The 18,811-nt window shown below is 42.8% G+C and carries 14 protein-coding genes and 1 pseudogene; 14 read left to right on the forward strand and 1 reads right to left on the reverse strand.

Features of this window, described 5'->3' with window-relative positions; all coding sequences use genetic code 11:
- The first annotated feature begins 19 nt into the window (after positions 1-19).
- From CLOL250_RS13345 to CLOL250_RS06635, 14 genes and pseudogenes are all read left to right on the forward strand, one after another.
- On the forward strand, positions 20-2,095 hold the full coding sequence (locus tag CLOL250_RS13345) for an Ig-like domain-containing protein (protein ID WP_008401473.1): 2,076 nt from the start codon (positions 20-22) through the stop codon (positions 2,093-2,095).
- A gap of 631 nt (positions 2,096-2,726) precedes the next feature.
- Positions 2,727-5,027, forward strand: coding sequence for an Ig-like domain-containing protein (locus CLOL250_RS13350; protein WP_049941093.1), 2,301 nt, complete (start codon positions 2,727-2,729; stop codon positions 5,025-5,027).
- A 666-nt stretch (positions 5,028-5,693) separates the two neighbouring features.
- Positions 5,694-6,080 (forward strand): Asp23/Gls24 family envelope stress response protein, encoded by a 387-nt coding sequence (locus tag CLOL250_RS06580; protein ID WP_008401476.1) that lies wholly within the window; start codon positions 5,694-5,696, stop codon positions 6,078-6,080.
- A 10-nt stretch (positions 6,081-6,090) separates the two neighbouring features.
- A complete protein-coding gene (gene nusB / locus CLOL250_RS06585; RefSeq protein ID WP_008401477.1) occupies positions 6,091-6,525 on the forward strand; it encodes a transcription antitermination factor NusB in 435 nt (144 codons plus the stop codon).
- Positions 6,526-6,533: 8 nt separating this feature from the next.
- Positions 6,534-7,739 carry an exodeoxyribonuclease VII large subunit gene (gene xseA / locus CLOL250_RS06590; protein ID WP_008401478.1) on the forward strand — a complete coding sequence of 402 codons (1,206 nt, stop codon included), beginning with the start codon at positions 6,534-6,536 and terminating at the stop codon, positions 7,737-7,739.
- 2 nt (positions 7,740-7,741) lie between these two features.
- On the forward strand, positions 7,742-7,960 hold the full coding sequence (xseB, locus tag CLOL250_RS06595; RefSeq protein ID WP_008401479.1) for an exodeoxyribonuclease VII small subunit: 219 nt from the start codon (positions 7,742-7,744) through the stop codon (positions 7,958-7,960).
- Positions 7,947-8,832: pseudogene (locus tag CLOL250_RS06600) on the forward strand (polyprenyl synthetase family protein). The gene xseB and the pseudogene CLOL250_RS06600 overlap by 14 nt, the downstream one beginning before the upstream one ends.
- Positions 8,833-8,837: 5 nt before the next feature.
- Entirely contained in the window at positions 8,838-10,709 is a 1,872-nt protein-coding gene (gene dxs / locus CLOL250_RS06605) for a 1-deoxy-D-xylulose-5-phosphate synthase (RefSeq protein WP_008401482.1), read from the forward strand.
- A gap of 2 nt (positions 10,710-10,711) precedes the next feature.
- The gene (locus CLOL250_RS06610) at positions 10,712-11,506 is read left to right on the forward strand and encodes a TlyA family RNA methyltransferase (protein WP_008401483.1); all 795 of its coding nucleotides are present in this window, start codon (positions 10,712-10,714) and stop codon (positions 11,504-11,506) included.
- A 16-nt stretch (positions 11,507-11,522) separates the two neighbouring features.
- Positions 11,523-12,371, forward strand: a complete 849-nt coding sequence (locus CLOL250_RS06615) for an NAD(+)/NADH kinase (RefSeq protein ID WP_044945304.1) — start codon at positions 11,523-11,525, stop codon at positions 12,369-12,371.
- 1 nt (position 12,372) lies between these two features.
- The gene (argR, locus tag CLOL250_RS06620) at positions 12,373-12,816 is read left to right on the forward strand and encodes an arginine repressor (RefSeq protein ID WP_008401485.1); all 444 of its coding nucleotides are present in this window, start codon (positions 12,373-12,375) and stop codon (positions 12,814-12,816) included.
- A gap of 38 nt (positions 12,817-12,854) precedes the next feature.
- Entirely contained in the window at positions 12,855-14,540 is a 1,686-nt protein-coding gene (gene recN, locus CLOL250_RS06625; protein ID WP_044945307.1) for a DNA repair protein RecN, read from the forward strand.
- 184 nt (positions 14,541-14,724) lie between these two features.
- Positions 14,725-15,813, forward strand: coding sequence for a SpoIVB peptidase S55 domain-containing protein (locus CLOL250_RS06630; protein WP_084770665.1), 1,089 nt, complete (start codon positions 14,725-14,727; stop codon positions 15,811-15,813).
- Between the two features lie 105 nt (positions 15,814-15,918).
- Positions 15,919-17,295 (forward strand): sodium-dependent transporter, encoded by a 1,377-nt coding sequence (locus tag CLOL250_RS06635; protein WP_008401489.1) that lies wholly within the window; start codon positions 15,919-15,921, stop codon positions 17,293-17,295.
- 166 nt (positions 17,296-17,461) lie between these two features.
- Here CLOL250_RS06635 and CLOL250_RS06640 read toward each other — a convergent pair whose 3' ends face one another.
- Complete coding sequence (locus tag CLOL250_RS06640) at positions 17,462-18,805, reverse strand: MATE family efflux transporter (RefSeq protein ID WP_008401490.1); 1,344 nt, start codon at positions 18,803-18,805, stop codon at positions 17,462-17,464.
- Between the last annotated feature and the right edge of the window lie 6 nt (positions 18,806-18,811).

An 18,811-nucleotide genomic window follows, 5' to 3' on the forward strand; every position in this document is an offset into this window, starting at 1 on the left:
CAACAGAAGGAGAGTATAGATGAAAGAAAGACGAAATATTTTGTCTGTGAGAAGATTTCTGGCATGGGTGATAGCAATAGCAGTTGCAGTATCCATTCTTACTGTCCCACAGACAGAGAGCTATGCAGCCAGTGGTAAGATCAAAACCGTAGCGGTTACGAATCTGCCGGCAAAGCAGCTTACATTGAAAAAGGGCAAAACTTTTACATTAAAGACGAAGGTAACAACGACCGGTAAGATATCAAAGAAAGTCACATTTAAAACAAGCAATAAAAAGATCGTGACTGTAAATACCAAGGGGAAGATCACAGCGAAGAAAAAAGGAACCGCCAGGATCTATGTTATTTCCAAAGCAGATAAGAAGAAAAAATGTACGATCACGGTTACGGTCGGTACCCCGGTTACCAAGGTGAAGTTAAATAAGACAAAGGCAAACTTAAATGTTGGTAAATCACTGACCTTAAAGACAACCCTTTCACCAAAGAAACCAAGCAATAAAGGAATCATTTGGAAAAGTTCAAATACCAAGGTTGCAACCGTTACAAGCAAAGGTGTCGTAAAGGCAAAGAAAGCGGGAACCGTTACGATCACAGCGACAGCAAAGGATGGTTCCGGTAAGAAAGCAGCCTGTAGGATCACTGTGAAGAAAGCGGCGGTGACTCCGGTTGTTCCGGAAGTACCGGTTGTGATCCAGAACGTGAGTATTGTGAATAAAGCAGTGCTTCAGGTGACATTAAATAAAGCAAAAGTATTACAGACATCGGATTTCGCGGTATCCAGTAAGGTATATGGATACGGAAGCTTTGTAAGAAAATGTGTGATCGATCATCTGGAAACAACAGATAACATTACATATAAGCTTTATCTGGACAAACAGGATATTTTTTATAATGGAGATATTGTTCAGGTTTCTGTTCCGACATTAAACAGTACAAAAGAACTGACATATCGGACAAAGCCGACAGAGATAACAATAAGATCGGAAGTACGACGTAAGAAAGGAACAGTGGTAGGGACCAGTTCCTCAGATACTTCAGGAGTTTATGATCCGGATGTACAGGGCTATGCAGTATATACAGTAAGCAATCTTCCAACCGGTCTTTCGTATAAGGTGGTAGATGACGCAGACCAATCCGGTTATCTGCAGTTTTATGGTACCTTGAAAGAGACAGGAATCTGGGAGACAAAGGTTGATGTCGTAGATGAATTGGGAAATAAGATTCATTATATCAAGGTATGGAAAGTATATGATGAAAGGGCAGTCATAGCACAGGATGTTACAAAATATGGATGCCTGAGTTTTCCAACTCCAAACAAACCAAATAGAACTTATACAGTAAAGTATGGAGCACAGATAAGTCCTATTGGTGGAAGTGGCAATTACAAATATGAAGTTGTGTCAAAAGCAGATTGTCTGGATTTGGTGATGTCAAAAACCGGAGTACAGTATTGTTCGATTGATACAGATCAAGCTGGTGAATATACCATGAAGGTAAAGATCACTGACAGTCTGAATGTCAATGTTTTCACATACTGCACAGTGACCTTTATTATAAAACCGGGAGTCCTGCTCCAGATTACAGCTACCGATCTGGATGGGAATAAGATCAAATATACCGGTATAGATACTTATTTGTGCAGACTTGAATCCCAGTGGAAGGATAATTCATACAGTGATATCAGCTATGCACGAGAGGTCGGGGAGATTAGCGATGGAATGGCAATGTACAGCTATGTACCGGAAGGATATTATGATATTTCGATTGAGGATGAAAGAGGCGGAGCAGGAGTCTATGCAAGTGATTACTATGTAAGTGCTGCAGCTACGAATGAAGTTACGTTTGCTCTTCCTGTATATCAGCAGACTGTCGTATCGGATAATACGGATTTTGCAGATCTTAGCGAAATGGGAGAGTGGCAGGATGAGAATGGAGTTGTACAGGGCAAAGGCAGATACCTCTATCTGGCGGTTGGCAATTATACATTAACCGGTAGCGCAGAGAAAAATGGAGTAACCTATCAGGCAACTCTTCAGATATCAGTTACGGATACTACACGGTCTGCGACAGTGACCGCGCATGTGGTGGCGAAATAAAAAAAATGATAATCGTAAAAGATTACAATTATAAGACGGATACCTGTTATAATGACTTAATGCTCATGCCACATTATAATGGGTATTCGTTTTTATTATATAAAAATATAAGCTTAATATTCAGAATTAGCTATTGTACAAAAGTGAATGGATATGCAGGTATGATCTGTCTGGCTGGTGTTTGTATCCTATAACAACATTAGCGAAGCTTCCGTTATGAAGTGCACATTGTCAGCACATACGGGTGCATGTCTGAGCCGCAGGCGAGTTTGCACAGGAGTATGTGCGGATAAGACATGTGCACTTCACAGGAAGAGAAACGCGTTGTTATAGGATACAAACACCAGCCGGCAGCCCATAGCTGCATATCCCTCACAAAACTAACGGCTGATTCTGAATTCTCAACATACAACATACACATGATGTATGCAAATTTCTTGCACGAATTAACAATGTGATATATAATGAATATGCTCTTCGAGTTTTATTCGTATACAAAAGGAGCAGTAAATGAGGGTACATATTCATACATAGAAGAATTGATGATCACGTTTATCATATGATATGAGTGATATTGCATTCTCAGCGGATGAAATTGGGAGAAGAATTCAATAAAGGGAGGCTATTTTTTATGAGAAAACAAGTAAAAATGTCAGTATTAAAACGTATTCTGGCAGTTGTAATTGCAGTAGCGGTAGCTGTTTCCATGCTTACAATTCCGGATGCGGAAGTAAGTGCGGCGACCGGTAAAGTAAAATCTGTAGCAGTTACAAACCTGCCGGCAAAACAGCTGACACTCAAAAAGGGTAAGTCATTTACTCTGAAAACGAAAGTAAGCGTTTCTGGTAAAAAGGTATCAAAAGCAGTTACCTATAAGACCAGTAACAAGAAAGTTGCAACTGTAAATGCAAAGGGTAAGATCACAGCTAAGAAAAACGGAAAAGCAGTGATAACTGTTATTTCTAAGGCAAACAAGAAAAAAACAGTTAAGATCAAGGTGACGGTAGGAACGCCGGTAACAAGCATCAAGTTAAGTAAGACAAAGGCAAGCCTGACAGTAGGCAAGACCTTAAAGCTGAAGGCAACAGTTGCTCCTAAAAAAGCCAGCAGCAAGTCAGTTGTATGGAAGACATCAAACAAGAAAATTGCTACTGTATCAGCAAACGGTGTAGTAAAGGGAATCAAAGCAGGTACAGTAAAGATCACAGCACTTGCAAAGGATGGTTCCGGTAAGAAAAAAGTCTGTAAAGTAACAGTAAAGAAGAAACAGGAAGTACCTGCAGTTATTACAGGACTTACTGCTTTGAACGATCATTCTGTTCAGGTATCTATTTCTCCTGCAAAATCACTTAATGTAAATGATTTCGTATTATATACAAAGGAGTATGCAACAGGTGTATACAGAAAACAGTGTGTGATCGACAGCATATCATCTTCAGATGGTGTAAATTACATTTTAACACTGAATGATGAGACAGGTCTGTACGAGGATCATTATGTAAAGGTTGCAATTCCAAAGTATGGTACGGAGAAGGAAGTTTATTATACAAAGGGCGCATTCCAGTATACAGATGAAAGTATCTACAAGGTGGCTGTAGGTACCAAGATGGATTCCAGTTCAGGTGGATACAGATATGCTCTGGGTGGTTATGGATTTGCAACTGCAACAGTTTCCGGTTTACCGGCCGGTGTAGGATATAAGGTTGTCTATTCAAACAGTTATTCTTATGTTCAGTTCTATGGTTCACCGGTTCAGGCAGGTGTTTATAATGTTACGATCGTAACAGATGATGAATTAGGTAATCGTATGACAGAGACCGTTACATGGCTGGTATATAATGACAGCGGTCTTTATGCTGCCGCAACACCGTCTTATCTGGTGTATGGCTCTGCACAGGGCGTTGATTTCAGTCGGTATGTAACCGCTGCAGGTGGAAGCGGCAGTTATTCTTATGCGTTAACCGGCACAAACTATAATTGTGTGATTGACAGTGACGGAGAATTACATGGAACCCTTCCAATGGCCGGTGATTATGTATTTACTGTTGTTGTAACAGATAAAAATAATCCGGCTCTTCAGACTTCTACACAGGTTGTAGCTCATGTAAAGCAGGGCGTTACAATCGCAGGTATTGTAAAGGATATGAATGGAAATCCAGTTCCATATGCAGATATTTCATTTACAAATCAGAATAAAGCAAGCCGTTATAGTTCAGATATCGGCACATCGGCAAATAGTGAAGGTGCATATTCTATTACATTAGAGCAGGGTACATATGATATTGAAGCTTCTTACAGAGGAACATTGAAGTATCTGTACTCCCAGTCGCTTCAGGCTACCCAGTCAGGTTATGATATCCAGCTTCCGCTTTACAAGGTTATGATTTATTCCAATAATTCAATTGTATCAGATTCTTCATTCGAAACCTGGTATGATGCTACCGGTAAGAGCTGTGGATTCGGAAATACACTTTACCTGAAAAATGGAAATTATGTATTAACAAGCAAGACGAAGAACTCCATATATGACTATACGGCTACAGCATATGTAACAGTTGCAGGAAATAGTACTATGGTAACAGCAAATGTTGTTATTTCCAGTAATATAAGCACAGTCAATACGGGTTCAAATCAGAGCATTACAGTATCTCCGGTCAGTCCTGCGATTCTTAAATTTACACCTACAACAAGCGGATATTATGAATTCTATGTGCCAAGTGTAAGCGGACTGGATAAGAGTATAGATGTATATGAATACTCAGATCCGGATAGTTCGAATGATAGATATGACTGGTTTGATTCAAGTTCCAGTGCGTCAATTACTGCATATATGTATGCGGGTCATACTTACTATTATAAGTTATCAAAAGAAAGTGGAAATGTTGCAAATGTAATATTCAATTTAACTTATGACAGTGACTATGAAGATTAAATGAACAGATGATTTATTTAAAAGTGAAATATTGATATTATTATAAAGCTTTTCAGGCAGGGTGCATAACATCCTGCCTGTTTTGTACAACTAAACAGCAAGAGTGTCTGTTACAAGATGTATTTTATTATGTAAAAATATGTATTATCGTCAGAAATGAAGATATCGCAACGGATATACATTTTAATTATATTATGCCAAAATATAAATAAACATCACCAACAATGCAGATACTATGTTGGAACTATAAATTAGTATAAAGTCATAAGATAGTTCAAAGAATATGAATAAATTCGGAATTAGCTATTGTACAAAGTGAATGGATATGCAGGTATGATCTGTCTGGCTGGTACTTGTATCCTATAACAACATTAGTGAAGCTTCCGTTATGAAGTGCACATTGTCAGCACATACGGGTGCATGTTTGAGCCGCAGGCGAGTTTGCACAGAAGTATGTGCGGATAAGACATGTGCAGTTCATAGGAAGAGAAGTGTGTTGTTATAGGATACAAGTACCAGCCGACAGCCCATAGCTGCATATCATTCACAAAACCAGCAGCTAATTCTGAATTTTCCCCGTCAATTCCGGGTGTTGAATGTTTTTCATAATTGCGGTATAATATTGAATCAATATGTACAAATACAGGAAGTCTGGAGGTATACAGAATGAGTGAAGAGAATACAAGCACGTATGAAAATATAGAAGAAGAAAATTCCATTGGACATGTACAGATCGCGGGCGAAGTAATCGCGATCATCGCAGGTCTGGCTGCAACTGAGGTAGATGGCGTATCAAGACTTGCCGGCTCATTATCAAATGAACTCGCAAGCCGTTTGGGCAAGAAGAATCCGGCAAAGGGAGTGAAGGTAGAATTGTTGCCGGGTGAAGTGAAAGTAGATCTTGCGATTGACGTATTATATGAGTATAGCATTCCGACTGTGACAACACAGGTTCAGGATAAAGTAAAGCAGGCAATTGAGACAATGACAGGTCTTAATGTAACCAAGGTAAATATACGTGTAGCCGGCGTTCGCATGGCAGACGCAAACTAGAGAGGAACATATGACAAGACGAGAGATAAGAGAAACCGTATTTAAAATTTTATTCAGTCTGGAATTCAATGATGTTTCAGAGATCAGAGAAGAAGCAGAGCTCGAATTGGAGCATGCCAGCCTTTATGATGAAGACGATAACAAGATGGATGCTGTTGCCATGACAGAGGAAGAAAAAGCATATATCATAGATCGTGTAGAGGCAGTTGTTTCCCATATTACTGAGATCGATGAAACCATCAGTGGTATCTCACAGGGATGGAAGCTTGGAAGAATCGGAAAAGCCGAGCTTGCTATCTTAAGACTGGCTGTATATGAGATCAAGTTTGATGAAGATATTCCTGTAAAGGTAGCGATCAATGAAGCAGTAGAGCTTGCAAAGACATACTGCGATGTAGAAGCAAAGAGCTTCATTAATGCACTTCTTGCAAAGCTTGCAGATTAGGTGAGAATATGGCAAAGAAAAGCTATACCGTCGGACAGGTAAATGGATATATCAAGAATCTGATCAGCAGTGATTATCTGCTTGGTGATATTTATGTGAAGGGAGAAGTCTCTAACTGCAAATATCACAGTTCCGGGCATATCTATTTTTCATTGAAGGATGAGACCGGTTCGATCATGGCTGTTATGTTTAAAAGTTATGCATATTCCGGTCTTGATTTCAAACTGGAAAACGGGCAGCAGGTAGTCTGCCACGGAAGTGTGAATATCTACGAACGGGATGGCAGATATCAGTTATATGTAAAAGAGATCAAGCTGGATGGGATTGGAAATCTCTATGAGCGGTATGAACAGTTGAAACAGAAGTTGTATGAACAGGGACTGTTTGAATTCGATATCAAGAAGCCGATACCGGCATATCCGAAGCGGGTAGGCATCGTGACAGCACAGACAGGTGCGGCGATCCAGGATATCAGAAACATCGCAAAGAGAAGAAATCCATATGTCCAGCTTATCCTGTATCCGGTAAAGGTACAGGGAGATGGGGCAGCAGAAGATATCGCGCATGGAATCGAAGTGTTGGATAACATGGGCGTAGATACGATCATTATCGGTCGTGGCGGCGGCTCGATCGAAGACCTCTGGGCGTTTAATGAGGAGGTCGTTGCATGGGCGATCTACCATGCAAAGACGCCGATCATTTCCGGTACAGGTCATGAGATTGATAATACGATCGCAGATTATGCGGCAGATCTTCGCGCACCGACACCATCAGCCGCCTGTGAGCAGGCAATACCGGATGTGATGTCCACGGTTCATCAGGTCATAAATCAGGGCAGACAGATGGATTATCTGATGAAACGGAGACTTGCAGCATATCAGGAGAAGTTACAGGCCGCGGAAAGACATCTTCGTATCCTGAATCCGAAGCAGAGGCTTGCACAGCAGCAGATCTATCTGGATGATCTGTCAGATCGTTTAAACCGTGCTATGAAGAATAAATACGACAGATACGAACATCGGGTGATGCTTCTTGCAGAACGTCTGCATGGTCTGTCTCCATCGGCGAAGCTTATAAATGGATTTGGGTATATCGAAAAGACCGGAACGCCGGTAACGACGATAAAAGAGATAGAAAAAGATGACCGCATTACCATCCGTGTTCATGATGGTCTGATCGAGACAAGAGTAACGGATGTGAAAGAGGAAGATTAGAAATGGCAGAGAAGATGGAAAAGAAGGATTTCTCAATCGAGGAATCCCTGAAGAAAATAGAAGCAATCACGGCTGTCTTAGAGAATCCTGCGACATCGTTAAAGGATAGTCTGGCAGCCTACGCAGAGGGCGTACAGCTTGTTCAGGCATGTAAGGATGATCTGTGTGATGTTGAAAAAGAAATGATCGTATTAAGTGGAGAGAACAGTGGAAAAGAATAAATTAGAACTTCATACAAAGGAAGTACAGAATATTATATACACATATGCACCGGCAGAAGAAGGGTTTCAGAAAACTATATTTACGGCAATGAACTATTCCTTTCAGGCAGGGGGAAAGAGACTACGTCCGTTATTAATGCAGGAAACCTACCGTTTATTTGGCGGAACAGGAAAAGTTGTAGAGCCGTTTATGGCAGCGATCGAGATGATACATACCTATTCCCTGATCCATGATGATCTGCCGGCATTGGATAATGATGAATACCGCAGAGGAAGAAAGACTTCACATGTGGTATTTGGTGAGGCAATGGCGATCCTTGCTGGTGATGCGCTTTTAAATTATGCATTTGAGACAGCCTGTAAGGCATTTGAACTGGAACCGGGGAATCAGACTGTTGCCAGGGCATTCACGATCCTTGCAAAAAAAAGCAGGTGTAAACGGAATGATCGGTGGTCAGGTTGTAGATGTAGAGATGACAGGGAAGCAGATGAGTGGTGATCAGCTTCATTTTGTGTATGAGAATAAGACCGGTGCGTTGATCGAAGCATCTATGATGATCGGTGCAGTTCTTGCCGGAGCAACGGAAGATGAATTGAAGCAGGTCGAAATGATCGCATCGGATATCGGACTGGCATTCCAGATCCAGGACGATCTTCTGGACATTCTGGGTGACAGTGCAGTGCTTGGAAAGCCTGTCTGCTCAGATGAAGAAAATGGTAAAGTAACCTATGTCACGATCCACGGACTTGAGGAGTCCAAGAAGGATGTCGCGGAGATATCCAGGCGTGCGGTTACAAGACTGGATCAGCTTCCGTATAAGAATGAATTTCTGGATGAATTGATTCTGGAACTGGTCAACAGAAAGAAATAACAGAGATGAAAGATATGAGTATACTGGATCGAATACAAGAACCAAATGACATAAAGAAAATAGATGAGAAAGATCTGCCGGAGCTGGCACAGGATATCCGGGAGTTTCTGATCGCAAATGTCAGCGAGACGGGTGGGCATCTGGCGTCAAACCTTGGGTGCGTGGAACTTACGATCGCACTTCATCGTGCGATGGATTTCCCGGCTGATAAGTTGGTATGGGATGTAGGACATCAGTCCTATGTGCATAAGATCCTGACCGGACGAAAAGATCAGATGACAACATTACGGAAGTTTGGCGGTTTAAGCGGATTTCCCAAGACCAGTGAGAGTGATTGTGATGCTTTTAATACAGGACACAGTTCGACCGCGATGTCGGCGGCACTTGGTATGGCATGCGCAAGAGGGATCAAAGGAACGAAGGAGAAGATTGCAGCCGTTGTCGGTGACGGTTCCTTCACCGGTGGTATGGTCTATGAAGCGCTAAATAACATGGCAGAGGTCAAGACCGGATGTCTGGTCGTGCTGAATGACAATGAGATGTCGATCGGCCACAATGTAGGAGGAATGTCAAGCTATCTGAGTAAGCTTCGTGTCGGTCAGCCATATAATGATCTGAAAAACGGAATCGAGAAAGCACTGATGCATATACCGGTAGCAGGCGAGAAGCTTGCTAAAGGACTGAAGCGGTCGAAGGATTCTTTGAAGCAGATGTTTGTTCCGGGAATGTTCTTTGAAGAAATGGGTGTTACCTATATCGGTCCGATCGATGGACACAATATAAGATTGATGGAAGAAACCTTTAAACGTGCATTTAAGTTAAATAAACCGATTCTGGTTCATATAAAAACGATCAAGGGAAAAGGGTATAAATTTGCGGAGAAGCATCCATGCTATTTCCATGGAATCGGTTCCTTTGATATTGAAACAGGTAAAGTTAAAAATGTCGAAAAAGGTTTATCCTATACAGGTGTATTTGCAAGAAAGTTAGTAGAGCTCGGAACGGAAAATACCCGGGTCGTTGCAATCACAGCGGCGATGAGCAAGGGAACCGGAGTCGATAAATTTGCAGAGAAATTCCCGGATCGAACCTTTGATGTGGGAATCGCAGAAGAACATGCGGTCACATTTGCGGCAGGACTTGCTGTGGAAGGTATGATCCCTGTGGTAGCAGTGTATTCTTCCTTCTTACAGCGGGCTTATGATCAGATCCTGCACGATGTCTGTATGCAGAACCTGCATGTGATATTTGCAATCGACCGGTCAGGACTGGTCGGGGCAGATGGTGAGACACATCAGGGAATCTTTGATACGGCATTTTTATCGCATATTCCGAATCTGGTCATTATGGCTCCGAAGAACCGCTATGAGCTCACTAGAGCGATGGAATGGGCAGTAGCCTATGACGGACCGGTAGCGATCAAATACGCCAGAGGACAGGCATATTACGGCTTAAAAGATTATAATGAGCCGGTCGAATACGGAAAGAGTGAGATCCTTCGTGAGGGAAGTGAGATCGCGTTAGTAGCGGTTGGAAATATGGTGGAAGAAACCGAGAAATTATATAATCGGTTCTTACAGGAAGGCAGACAGGTGACCTTTGTCAATGCAAGGTTTATCAAGCCGTTAGACAAAGCAATGATCGATCATTTGGCAGAGTCACATAAGCTGATCGTGACGATCGAGGAAGGTATCCTGCATGGCGGTTATGGTGCTCTGGTTGAGGAATATCTGGAATCAAAGGCAAGTGATGTGAAGGTTCTTCCGATCGCAATTGAAGATACCTTTGTCCGTCACGGAAGCATAGAAGAACTGAGAAAGATGCTAAAGATAGATGCTGAATCCATATATGACCGGATTCAGGATATGATGGAGTAGAGATGAAAGAACGACTGGATGTAATGATGGTAAATCGTGGGCTTGCAGAGTCCAGAGAAAAAGCAAAGGCGATCATCATGTCGGGCATTGTCTATGTGGATAACATAAAGGAAGACAAGGCCGGATCGACATTTGATGAGAAAGCACAGATAGAAGTAAGAGGAAATACATTAAAATATGTGAGCCGCGGTGGTTTAAAGCTTGAAAAGGCAATGGACTGCTTCGGAGTAAGTCTTGCGGGAAAAGTGGCAATGGATGTCGGGTCTTCAACCGGTGGATTTACAGATTGTATGCTGCAAAATGGTGCGGTCAAGGTGTATTCGGTGGATGTCGGACACGGACAGCTTGCATGGAAGCTTCGAAACGATGAGCGGGTTGTCTGTATGGAGAAAACAAATATCCGTTATGTGACACCGGATGATATCGAAGACAGGATTGAATTTGCATCGATCGACGTATCCTTTATCTCCTTGACAAAGGTACTTCCTCCGGTAAAAGAGCTGTTGACAGATGACGGAGAGATCGTGTGTCTGATCAAGCCGCAGTTTGAAGCCGGCAGAGAAAAGGTCGGTAAAAAAGGCGTTGTCAGAGATCAGAAGGTGCATGTGGAAGTGGTTGAAATGATCGTTGATTTTGCACGACAGATAGGATTTAAAACACTTGACTTAAGCTATTCACCGATCAAGGGACCGGAAGGAAATATCGAGTATCTTTTGTACATAACAAAGGATCAGACAAAGGAAAATAAAGAATTTGATATAAAGGCTATGGTGGAAGAGTCACACAGAAGCCTGTAAGAGGAGTATAAATCCGATGAATCGTTTTATGATCGTGGTGAATCCCGATAAGGACACCGATTCGACAGTTACAAACAGAATACAGAGTTACCTGGAAGCACATGGAGCAGTCTGTATGGTGCGGGATGTATTCCGGCTTGAGCCTTCGGATTGGGAGACTTTAAAGAAAGAGCAGTTTGACTGTGTACTGGTTCTCGGTGGTGATGGAACACTGTTATGCATGGCAGGTGAGACGGAAGATATTGATATACCGTTATTTGGAATTAATCTGGGTACGGTAGGCTTCCTGACAGAAGGGGAAGTTGCTAATATCGAAGAGATACTGGATCGGCTGCTGACAGATGATTTTACGATCGAAGAACGAATGATGGTCACAGGTACGGTGACAAAAGCGGATGGCACAACGTATCGCAAGAGTGCTTTAAATGATATCGTGATCAGCCGGGCAGGATTTTCCAGACTGATCGGACTTAATGTGTCTGTTGATGGACAGGTGCTTGATACATATGAGGCAGATGGTGTTGTGATATCGACACCGACAGGCTCTACCGGCTATAATCTGTCGGCAGGAGGACCGATCGTCAGCCCGGATGCAGAGTTATTAGTGATCACGCCGGTATCACCGCATTCGCTGACTGCAAAGAGTATCGTATTATCCGGCAAAGAGAGGATCACGATAGAGATCACTAAGAAGCGTAAGACGCAGGATACAGAGGCAATCTGTTCCTTTGATGGCGGTAACGATGTGGATTTATCCGTTGGCGACCGGGTGGATATCCGCAAGTCTGAGAAGATAACCAGGCTGATCAAGGCAAGTAATGTGAACTTTTATGAAATACTTAGAAATAAATTAGGAGGAAACTGAGATGAAATATCAAAGACAGGCAAAGATACTGGAGCTTGTTGAAAAATATGATATTGAAACACAGGATGATCTTCTGGAGAAACTGAAGGAAGAGGGATTTCAGGCAACACAGGCAACCGTTTCCAGAGATATTCGGGAAATGAATCTGACAAAGGTATCCGTACCGGGAGCCAGACAGAAATATGCCGTAGAGAAGAACAATCGTTATGAGACACTGGATTCCTATAAGAAGGTTCTGAGCACAGGAATTATTTCTGTAGATGCGGCAGAGAACCTGATCGTGATCAAGACAATCTCCGGTGTTGCCATGGCTGTAGCGGCAGCGCTGGATCATATGGATATTGATGGGCTGATGGGCTGTATCGCGGGAGATGATACGATCTTCCTTGCTGTGAAGGATAAGAGCCTGACGATGTCGATCAAGGCGCAGATTGAAAAGATGTAAATTCTGTTATTTTGTGCATGGAATATACAGGAGGACATATGCTTTTAAATGTACACATAAAAAATATCGCATTGATTGAAGATGCAAATATCAATTTTACAGATGGACTGAATATCTTAACCGGTGAGACCGGTGCAGGTAAGTCTATTATCATGGGAGCTTTAAAGATTGGTATGGGAGGCAAGCTCCCAAAAGATATGCTGAGAGATCCGGAAAAAGAAGGCTTCTGTCAGTTATTATTTTTTATTGATGATGAATCATTGTTTGAGCAGCTGCAGGAGCTTGACGTTACACCATCAGAGGATGGAGAGATCATCATAACCAGACGAATAGTAAATGGCAGAACCATGAATACTATTAATGACCGGACAGTAACAGCAGCAAAGTTAAAAGATGTTTCGGCACTTCTTGTGGATATGCATGCACAGCATGAGCAGCAGATCCTGTTGAAGAAGGCAGAGCATTTGAATATTCTGGATAAATTTGCAAAAAGACCGCTTGCATCATTAAAACAGAAATATGAAGACTGCTATAAAACATTTGAAGATCTTCGAAAAGAACTGGAAGAAGGACAGATGGATGAGGGCGAGCGGAAACGGAAGCTGGAATATATCCAGTTTGAAGCAGGAGAGATTGAAGGTGCCAGGCTGGTTCCGGGAGAAGATGAAAAACTGGAAAAACAGTATCGTAAGATGGTGAATGCCAAGGATATCGTGGAAGCAGTTTCTGAGGTTTATTCGATCACAGGGTATAATCGGAACGCATCTGCCGGAAATGAGATTGGACGTGCGCTTGCAAGCTTAAAAGCGGTAAAAGGTCTGGACGAGGAGATGGAGAGCATCTTCAGTGAGCTTACCAATATTGATTCGTTGTTAAATGATTTTAACGTATCGGTCAGTGATTATATGCAGAGTATGGAATTTGATGAGTCTGAATTCCATGAGGTTGAAGACCGGTTGAATACCATTAATAATTTAAAAGGAAAATACGGCAGAACGACAGACGATGTGCTTGCCTATCTGGAGCAGTTGAAGCAGGATGAAGCAAAGCTTGTGCAGTATGAGGAATATGCAGAAGAATTGCAGCAGAAAGTAGAAACAGCAAAAAAAGAACTGGATCAGGCAGCGGAAGCTTTAAGTGCAGAACGAAAGATTCAGGCAAAAGAATTATGTAAGCGGGTATCAGAGGCGCTGGAGGATCTGAGCTTTAATCAGATCCGGTTCGATATGCATTTTGACCGTCTGGCGCATCCGGGCATCTCCGGTATCGATGATTGTTACTTTGTTGTATCGACAAATGTCGGAGAAAAGGAACGTCCGCTTTATGAGGTTGCATCCGGCGGTGAGCTTTCGAGGATCATGCTTGCGATCAAATCCTGCATGGCATCGGAAGATAACATTGATACTCTGATATTTGATGAGATTGATGTTGGTATCAGCGGCAGAGCAGCATCAAGTGTGGCAGCAAAGCTTGCGGTTATATCAAAAGCGCATCAGGTGATCAGTATTACGCATCTGCCACAGATCGCGGCAATGGCGGACAGCCATTACAGAATTGAAAAAGTGGTAAAGGATGGCAAGACGATCACGCAGATCTCCAAGTTAGACCGGGAAGAATCTGTGCTTGAGATTGCCAGACTGCTTGGCGGTGCAGAGATCACAAATGCCGCGGTTGAAAATGCCAGGGATATGAAAGAACTGGCAGACAAAGCAAAAATACACTAATTAAAAACAGAACAAAAAAACCAATACTAAGAGTAGCAATAAAACAATTGCTGCTCTTTTTTTACGCGGACAACGAGCCAAAGTCTGTGCTTGCACAAGACCTTGGCGACTGTCGCGATAACCATAAGAAACCGGAGGCATGTTTCTTATGGTCTATGCAGCATTTACAGAAAGGAGTATTGGGATGGAAGAAGGAACAAAGACGTCGAACCGTTACCGTTCGCTGCTGGTCGGATTTTTGATCTTGGATCTGATCGCATTTACACTGTTGGCAATCGCTTATTTCTGGAATGGAGATATCGGAGATCAGGAGATCAAGTATGAAGATGCGGAGCTTGTATTCGATGATCTGTCCGGACAGAAAGTAATACCGTCCGGCGAGCCGGTCGGGATCTATCTGAAAACAGATGGCGTTATGGTCGTAGATTGTGGCGAGGTGGAAACTGCACAGGGAGAGATTTGCTCTCCCTGTAACAGCCTGCTTCAGACAGGAGATTATATCACAGCTGTAAATGAAACAGCCATATCAACAAAAAAGGAACTGATGCAGGCTTTATCCGGGAATAATACCGGAACTGTGAGACTTACATTTGTGCGGGACGGAAAGTCACAGGTAGCAGAGGTTACACCTGTGAAAACAAATAAGAATGCTTATATGTTAGGACTGTGGGTGAAGGATGACATATCGGGTATCGGAACAGTGACCTTCCTATGTGGCAATCAGTTTATGGCACTTGGACACAGCGTATCGGATAATGATACCGGGCTTAAGATCAGCAGCACCGGTGGGGGTATCTATACTACACATATAACGAAGATCAACCGATCTTTTGTGTCGATGCCGGGGCAGCTTCAGGGAACGATCCTTTACAAGAAGGATCTGATCGGAATTGTAGAAGGTAATTATGATAACGGAATCGGCGGATATCTCGATGAAGAATATGTGGCGAAGCATTACAAAGCTGCAGAAGCCATGTATATCGCAGATCCTGGTGAAGTTCAGACCGGAGAGGCATATATTTATTCCAGATTGGATGGGAATCTGAAAAAATACAAGATCAACATTCTGGCGGTTCATACCGATACTGCCAATAAAAATATGGAATTTAAGGTAGAGGACGAGGATCTGATCGCACTTACCGGCGGCGTCTGTCAGGGCATGAGCGGAAGCCCAATCGTACAGAATGGCAAGCTGATCGGTGCGGTCACACATGTGCTTGTGGATGATCCGACGGAAGGGTATGCTGTATTTATTGAAAATATGATAAAGTAGTGACTTAATTGATCATTCATGTTAGAATCGAAGCTGTACACTGTAAAAAGAAAAAAGAGAAGGGATATTTTGCTTCAGGGTACATGGAGCAGAAGTTAGAGTACGATGGATATACAAAACAATAACAACAGAAGTTCATTTTCGGGGAAGATAGGATATGTGCTGTCGGCGGCAGGAGCGTCGGTCGGTCTTGGAAATATATGGCGGTTTCCGTATCTGGCAGCAAAGTACGGAGGAGGAATCTTTCTTCTGATCTATATTCTGCTGGCACTTACATTTGGATATACGATGATCGTTGCTGAGTCTGCGATCGGTCGTATGACAAGAAAGAGTCCGGTCGGAGCGTTTCGGTCATTTGGTAAGAAGAAATGGTTGTCCTTTGGCGGCTGGATCAATGCGATCATACCGGTGCTGATCGTACCGTATTATTCGGTGATCGGTGGCTGGGTTATCAAATATCTGGTGGAATATGTCAAAGGAAATGGAAAGAATCTGGCAAAGGATGGATATTTTACAGACTTTATCTCGAATGGCATTTCGACAGAGCTTTGTTTCATCGTATTCTGTCTGTTTACGCTTGGGATCATCTTTGCAGGTGTTCAGAATGGTATTGAACGTGTATCAAAGATCATGATGCCGGTACTGATCGTATTATCGATCCTTATTGCTGTATATTCAGTGACAAGACCGGGGGCATTAAAGGGCGTGAAGTATTTTCTTGTTCCGAATTTTGATAATTTCTCATGGATGACTGTGGTAGCGGCGATGGGGCAGATGTTTTATTCCCTGTCGATCGCAATGGGTATTCTGATCACATTTGGTTCTTATATGAAAAAGGATACGGCGATCGAGGATGCTACAAGGAATGTTGAGGTGTTTGATACGGCGATTGCGATCATGGCAGGACTTATGATCATTCCTGCGGTATTCGCATTTTCAGGCGGTAATCCTGACACTTTACAGGCAGGTCCTTCATTGATGTTTATAACGATCCCTAAGGTATTTCAGAATATGGGACTTGGAACAATAGTCGGTATTCTGTTCTTCCTGTTGGTTTTATTTGCAGCAGTAACCAGCTCAATCGCACTGACTGAGAGTGCAGTATCCACATTTGAGGATGAGATCGGTTGGAGCAGAAAGAAAGCAACTGTTTTCGTAGGTGTGATCATGCTGATCCTTGGAAGTCTGTCATCACTTGGATATGGACCGCTCGCCTGTGTAAAGATTATCGGTATGCAGTTCTTAGACCTGTTTGATTTCCTGACGAATTCGGTTATGATGCCGATCGCAGCACTTATGACCTGCTTACTGGTTTCAAGAGTTGTTGGAATCGATAAGATAGAAGAAGAGATTCGTCATGGCGAGGGCGCATTCCGCAGAAAGAAGATCTTTGTTGTGATGATCAAATACATATGTCCGGTCTTCGCCCTGATCATTCTTGCAAGTTCGGTTGCAAATGCACTTGGCTGGATCTCGATGTAGCTTCAATCTCCTTATGTTAGAAATGGATGTGCTGTTTATGGCATTTATTTCCGGCAGAAGGAGATTTTTGCTTTATATGTTTATGGTGGAAACTGGTTTGCCGATATCAGTCGAAGAAGGGCTGACCTTGACCGGATTGAAGCCCTTGGAAGAAGTCATAACATTATTATGCTTCAAATGCATTTTTAAAATCCCGTTTCTGTTCACCGCGGTAAAAGAGGACGGAGACTGCAGTTCCGCAGCACCAGCCGACCGGCCAGGAGCACCAGATACCGACAGAACCGAACATCTTTGAAAAGATGATGGATAAGATTACTCGAAGAATCAGATCGGTAAAGGTGGAGATCATGAATTTGTTCATGATACCTGCGCCACGCAGGATTCCGTCTGCCATTAATTTGATGGAAACGATGAAATAAAATGGTGCAAGGATACACAGGAAAACGATACCTGTCTTGATCGCAGTTGCAGTCGGATTGTCAAGAAAGAGCAGTAACAGCCATCTTCCGCAGGTGAAGTACAACAGCGCAAACGGAATACATAACAGCCAGACCAGTTTTAAGGAAGCTTTGAAACCGGAACGGATACGGTCAATTTTACCCGCACCGATATTCTGGGCGGTATAGTTTGATATACCGTTTCCCAGTGTGGTAAGAGAGGTAATGACCAGATTGTTCAGCTTGACAGCCGCAGAATATCCGGCGATAACGCTGGTTCCGAAGTCGTTGATAACGCTCTGGATGATAATATTTCCGATGGATATAAAGCTCTGCTGTAAGGTGCTTGGGATAGCAACGACCAAGATTTGTTTTAAGATGCTGCCATCAAAGAACCGGAAACGGCCATCTGTCTTGATACAGGTAAGACGGCGTATCACAACAGCGACAGCCAGAATAGCACTGACACCCTGACAGAGGAAGGTCGCCCAGGCAACACCTGAGATTCCCATCTGAAAGGATTTTACAAATAAGATATCGACAAATATATTGGAAACGGATGATATTGCAAGGAAGATGAACGGAGTTCTGGAATCACCGAGAGCGGAGAAGATTCCGGTTGCAATGTTGTAAAAGAACATAAATGGAAGACCATAGATATAGATGTTCAGATACAGCAGGGAAGCATCCATGATATCGCCCGGAGTGTGGATCAGAGCAAGCAGCTCCCGGCTGGTGAGCAGACCGGCGATCACCATAACAGCCAGTAAAACAGCCGTAAAGATAAAGGTGGTCGATACAGCCGTCTTCATATTCCGATATTCTTTTGCTCCAAATAATCTGGATACGATAACCGAGCATCCCATATTGCATCCAAATGCAAATGCGATAAAGATCAATGTGATCTCGTAACTGTTGCCAACAGCGGCAAGAGCACTTTCATTGATAAATTTTCCGGCAACCAGACTGTCGGCAATGTTATAGAGCTGCTGGAAGATCACACTTCCAAAGAGTGGCAGACAGAAACGCCACAGCACAGATTCCGGTTTCCCTACGGTCAGATCCTTGTTCATTTTTAT

This window comes from Clostridium sp. L2-50, from assembly GCF_000154245.1.
Lineage (GTDB): Bacteria > Bacillota > Clostridia > Lachnospirales > Lachnospiraceae > Coprococcus.

Bases quoted from the DNA above. Each gene is read 5' to 3' on its own strand.
- CLOL250_RS13345 (WP_008401473.1), top strand. From the start codon at position 20: ATGAAAGAAAGACGAAATATTTTGTCTGTGAGAAGATTTCTGGCATGG.
- CLOL250_RS13350 (WP_049941093.1), top strand. From the start codon at position 2,727: ATGAGAAAACAAGTAAAAATGTCAGTATTAAAACGTATTCTGGCAGTT.
- CLOL250_RS06580 (WP_008401476.1), top strand. From the start codon at position 5,694: ATGAGTGAAGAGAATACAAGCACGTATGAAAATATAGAAGAAGAAAAT.
- nusB (WP_008401477.1), top strand. From the start codon at position 6,091: ATGACAAGACGAGAGATAAGAGAAACCGTATTTAAAATTTTATTCAGT.
- xseA (WP_008401478.1), top strand. From the start codon at position 6,534: ATGGCAAAGAAAAGCTATACCGTCGGACAGGTAAATGGATATATCAAG.
- xseB (WP_008401479.1), top strand. From the start codon at position 7,742: ATGGCAGAGAAGATGGAAAAGAAGGATTTCTCAATCGAGGAATCCCTG.
- dxs (WP_008401482.1), top strand. From the start codon at position 8,838: ATGAAAGATATGAGTATACTGGATCGAATACAAGAACCAAATGACATA.
- CLOL250_RS06610 (WP_008401483.1), top strand. From the start codon at position 10,712: ATGAAAGAACGACTGGATGTAATGATGGTAAATCGTGGGCTTGCAGAG.
- CLOL250_RS06615 (WP_044945304.1), top strand. From the start codon at position 11,523: ATGAATCGTTTTATGATCGTGGTGAATCCCGATAAGGACACCGATTCG.
- argR (WP_008401485.1), top strand. From the start codon at position 12,373: ATGAAATATCAAAGACAGGCAAAGATACTGGAGCTTGTTGAAAAATAT.
- recN (WP_044945307.1), top strand. From the start codon at position 12,855: ATGCTTTTAAATGTACACATAAAAAATATCGCATTGATTGAAGATGCA.
- CLOL250_RS06630 (WP_084770665.1), top strand. From the start codon at position 14,725: ATGGAAGAAGGAACAAAGACGTCGAACCGTTACCGTTCGCTGCTGGTC.
- CLOL250_RS06635 (WP_008401489.1), top strand. From the start codon at position 15,919: ATGGATATACAAAACAATAACAACAGAAGTTCATTTTCGGGGAAGATA.
- CLOL250_RS06640 (WP_008401490.1), bottom strand. From the start codon at position 18,805: ATGAACAAGGATCTGACCGTAGGGAAACCGGAATCTGTGCTGTGGCGT.